This window comes from Streptomyces sp. H27-D2 (assembly GCF_035828615.1).
Taxonomy (GTDB): Bacteria; Actinomycetota; Actinomycetes; order Streptomycetales; family Streptomycetaceae; genus Streptomyces.
Map to the genome: position 1 here is coordinate 1 of NZ_JAYMZR010000183.1, position 4,529 is coordinate 4,529.

General features: G+C 68.9%; 3 protein-coding genes. All 3 read right to left on the reverse strand.

Annotation, left to right across the window (positions count from 1 at the left end):
• Positions 1 to 102: 102 nt before the first annotated feature.
• The 3 genes from QMK28_RS33595 to QMK28_RS34495 all read right to left on the reverse strand — a co-directional run bounded on the left by QMK28_RS33595 (position 103) and on the right by QMK28_RS34495 (position 4,497).
• Entirely contained in the window at positions 103 to 1,743 is a 1,641-nt protein-coding gene (locus QMK28_RS33595; RefSeq protein ID WP_326443480.1) for a DEAD/DEAH box helicase, read from the reverse strand.
• Positions 1,744 to 1,747: 4 nt separating this feature from the next.
• A complete protein-coding gene (locus tag QMK28_RS33600; RefSeq protein WP_326443481.1) occupies positions 1,748 to 3,379 on the reverse strand; it encodes an MFS transporter in 1,632 nt (543 codons plus the stop codon).
• 494 nt (positions 3,380 to 3,873) lie between these two features.
• Positions 3,874 to 4,497: a DDE-type integrase/transposase/recombinase gene (locus QMK28_RS34495; protein WP_443050909.1), complete on the reverse strand. Its 624-nt coding sequence runs from the start codon at positions 4,495 to 4,497 to the stop codon at positions 3,874 to 3,876.
• Between the last annotated feature and the right edge of the window lie 32 nt (positions 4,498 to 4,529).

Genomic DNA, 4,529 nt, shown 5'->3' on the forward strand with positions numbered 1-4,529 from the left:
TCGGCTGGTTTCGCATCCCCGAACTACCAAGAGGCCCTGCCTTCATGCGCACACCACCGGAAGATCACCCGGCCAGGAACCCTGTTCGACCCGCACGTTCCATCATCGGTTGAGATACGGCTTCTGACCGATCCGGTGGACCCGGTCGGACGCCTGGGCCTCCACGGCCGGGTTCCACCACCGGTCGAAGTGGATGACGTCGGCCGCGCGCGTGAGCGTGAGCCCGGTGCCCCCTGCTTTCAGACTGAGGACGAGCACCTTCGGACCGTCGTCGGACTGGAACCGGCGGACGATGTCGGCCCGCTGCTCCTGGTTCAGGCCACCGTGGAAGAACGGCGTACTCACCCCGAACTGTTCGGCGAAGTGCCGGACCAGCAGCTCACCGGTCTGCCGGTACTGGGTGAAGACGAGGGTCGGAGAGTCGTTCTCCAAGTTGTTGGCCACGATGTCGGCGCACAGGTCGAGCTTGCCCGACCTGCCCGACAGCTCACCGAGGTCGTCCGTGATCAGGCCCGGATGGTTGCAGACCTGCTTGAGCGACGTCAGGACCGCGAGCACCTTGGTCTGCCGCTGGGCGCCGCTGCCAAAGCCGTCGTCGATGACCTGGTCCAGCAGCCGGTCGTACAGCTGCTCCTGCTCCTCGCTGAGGTCGCAGATGAGATCGGCGTGGATCTTGGGTGGGAGTGACCCTGCGACCTGGGACTTCTTCCGCATCAGCACGACCGGCTCGATGGCCCCGCGCAACCGGGCGGAAGCGGCCGGGGAGCCGTCCGCGATCGGCCGCACGAAGCGACGGCGGAACTGCGTCCGGTTCGCGAACAGGTGCGGTGCGACCAGATTGAGCAGGGCCCACAGCTCGTCGAGGTGATTCTCGACGGGCGTTCCGGTCAGGGCGATCCGCGCGTCGGCCGCGATGGTGCGCGCGGCCTTCGACACCTGCGTACGGGGGTTCTTCAGGACCTGCGCCTCGTCGAAGACCGCGGTGCTCCACTGGATCCCCGCCAGGGCCGGGCTGTGCATGCGCAGCGTGGGGTAGCCGGTGAGCACCACCGTGCCGCTGTCCACCTCGGGCAGCGGCCCGCCGCGCCAGATCGTGGTCCGCAGTCCGGGTGCGAACCGCGCGATCTCGTGCGCCCAGTTCCCCACCAACGACGTGGGGCAGACCACCAGTTGCGGCGCCTTCTCGGCGCGTCCGGCGACACAACCGATGGTCTGCAGGGTCTTGCCGAGTCCCATCTCGTCGGCCAGCACCGCGCCGCCGTGCGTCTCGATGGTCTCGCGCAGCCAGCTCACCCCGCGCACCTGGTAAGGCCGCAGCTTGGCGGTGAGCGCCGTGCGCATCTCGGCCCCCACCGAGGTGGTGCGGCGGAAGACGCCGCCCGCGTACTCTGCCGTCGTCACGGCGACACCTGTGGCGTCGGGGACCGCGTGCGCGGCGATCGGCAGAGCCGACTCGCCGCCCGCGATCCACGACCGCCAGACCTTCACCGACCGGCCGGGCGAGTCGAGGGGCACGGCCACGAGCCGGTCCGGCTCGATCAGCACGCAGTCGACGTCGGACACCTTGAGCCTGCCGAGGTCCGGCGTCGGCACGACCAGGGGAACGGTCTCGACGTCGCCGACCGGCGGGGCCGCCCCCACGGCGCCGTCGGCCCAGGTCCACAGGGCGAATATGTGCCGGTCGGGCAGGTAAGTGGCCTGACTGTCCGACCGCGCCTCGGGGAGTTTCTGCCTGGTTCCCATGGCGTCAGCGGGTGCCCACGTCGTCGCCCTCGCGGACGGGCCGGGCATCGGCCCCGGCCCGGGGGGCCGCCTCGTCCGTGGTCGGGCCGTCTTCCTGCGCGGGCTCCGGCTCGCCCCCGGCAGCCGCGGGCTTGCGGACCGCGCGCAGGGCCAGCAGTAGTACAGCCGCGCCGAAGAGCGCGATGAGCATGATCCAGATTGCACCGACGTGCATGGCGTGGACGAACGCGTCATCGGCGGCGTACCCGAGCGCGGGCAGGTGGGACGTGGTGGCGACGTGCCGGGCCTGTTCGGCGGAGACCCGCGCCTGGTCCCGCACCGGTCCGGGGACACCGTGCAGCGAGGGTTCGATCGCGCGCCGATACACGATCGACATGATCGTGCCGCCGACGGCGATCCCGATCACGCTGCCGGTCTGGCGCACGGTGTTGGTGACGGCCGATCCGGCGCCGGCGCGTTCCAACGGCAGGGTGCTGATCAGCTCCGCGGTCACCGGGCCGATCACCATGCCGATGGACAGGCCCTGGACCAGCAGCAGGACCTCGATCCAGACGAGGGGAGTGCTCAGCCCGAAGAGCCCGTACGCGCCCATGGTCAGCGCCGCGACGGTGAGGGCCGGCACGGCGACGAGCCGCAGCGACCAGCGATGCACCAGGCGCGCGCCCACGGGTGCCCCCAGGATCGCGCCGAGCGCGGTCGGGAGGCTGGCCAGGCCCGCCTCGATCGGCGAGTAGCCGCGGGCGCCCTGCAGGTAGAACGCGTTGTAGAAGGTGACGGCGGAAATGGCGAACAGAAGCAGTCCGAGGGCTACGTTGCCGCCACCGAACGCGCGCTGGGCGAGAAGCCGGGGGTCGAAGCTCGGCATCTTGCTGCGCAGTTCGACGCGGACGAACACCGCCAGCAGGATCAGTCCGACGACGATCGGCGCCCAGACGTCCGTACGGCCCCAGGCCGCTACCTGCCCCGTGCGGATCAGTCCGTAGGCGAGCGCCGCGAGGCCGCTGATCGACAGCAGCATTCCGGCCGGGTCCAGCGGTCGCACGACGGGGCTGCGGAAGTTCGGGACCAGCAGGGCGATGCCGATCAGCGCGAGGACCACGACCGGGACGTTGACCAGGAAGACCGAGCCCCACCAGAAGTGGTCGAGCAGCACGCCGGCGAGCACCGGGCCCACGGCCATGCCGACGCCGGCGGAGGTCGAGGAGATGGCGATCGCGGTCGACCGCGCCGGGCCGGTGAATGTCCACATGAGGATGGCCAGGTTGCCGGGCATGATCAGCGCGCTGCCGACGCCCATCGCGGCCCGGGCGGCGATCAGCTGCCCCGCGTCGCCCGCGAACGCCGCCCACACCGAGGACGCGGCGAAGACCACCAGGCCTGTTGCGAGCACGGTCCGGTGACCGAAGCGGTCGCCCAGCGCGCCCGCGGTGAACATCAAGGTGGCGAAGGCCAGCGTGTACGAGCCGGTGGCCCACTGCAGCTCGGCCGGGCTGGCGTTCAGCCCACGGACCGGGTCCGCGAGGGTCTCCAGGGTGGTACTCAGGACGGTGTTGTCCAGCCAGATCAGCAGTGAACACACCATGAGAACGGCAAGAATCAACTGCTGCCTGGACTTCGGCAACGTGGATGTAGTCATGAATACCTTCGGATGCGGTCTGGAAAACCTGACGAGCGGACCGTAAGCAACCATCAGGCGGGTGTCAATTCCCTGGCGACCGATAACAGTCGGCGATTTTCCGGCGCACCCGAGGGCATGCCGCCCAGTGTTCTGTCAATTCTTGAAGATGTGACCGGGCCGGCGATTTAGTACGCTCCCGGGGGCATGCCGCCAAGTGCTCTGTCAATTTCTGAACCTGATGTTTGACCTCGCGGGAATTCCGTGCCCCACCTCGCGTTCTGCCTCTGTCCCGCCCGTGCTCCGTTCCGGGCACGGAGGCGGGACACGGGGGCGGGCCCCCGCCGGTGCGTCTGCTCCCGGAGCCCGTCCTGGTGGGTGTCCTGGGGCCATCGGGAGCGGCAGAGTACCCAGACGGCTACCCCGTGCGGGCGGCCCTTTCGGCCTGCCGATTCAGCGGGCCGAACGTCCTTCCCCGCATATCTTCCGAATGGGAGGATCGGAATTCACCCGGGTCAGCGGAACGGAAGTCGGCGGGGTTTCCATGGAGAGGCAGGGGATGACCCTACAGGGCCAATGGTGTAGCGAAAGCGACAGTTATGTCTCGGACATTCTCTCGGTGTGCTCATTGGATTCGGACCGTCCGGTTCTTCGCTGGCGCGGTCAGGTGATATCAGGTGCCGAACTGAACCGTTCCGTCCTCGAGATATTCCATACGCTGCGTGACAACGGCGTACGGAAAGGGGATGTCGTGGCCGTTCTGGTCGCCCCCAACAGCAGGGAGATTTCAAAGTCGTGGTGCTCTCATGAGTGTGCAGGTCACGGCGGTGTGACGATGCCGGTCGGGTGCGCGACCGAATGCATCGAAGCCCCGACCCCACGCGCCCCATGGACTGCACCACGCCCAGGTGGTCACACAAGGAGTTGTACGCCTCACTGGTGTATTCCGACCCGCGGTCGGAGTGGAAGATCACGCCGTCCACGTCGCCGCCCCGAGTGGCCGCCGCCATCTTCAACGACGCCCCGGCCAGGGCCGCGTCATGGTAGGCGCCCATCGCGTAGCCCAGCAGGCGGCGCGAGAACAGGTCCAGGACGGTGGCCAGGTAGAGCTTGCCCTCGCCGGTCTCGATCTCGGTCATGCCGCCCACCCACAACACGTCCGGCGCGATGG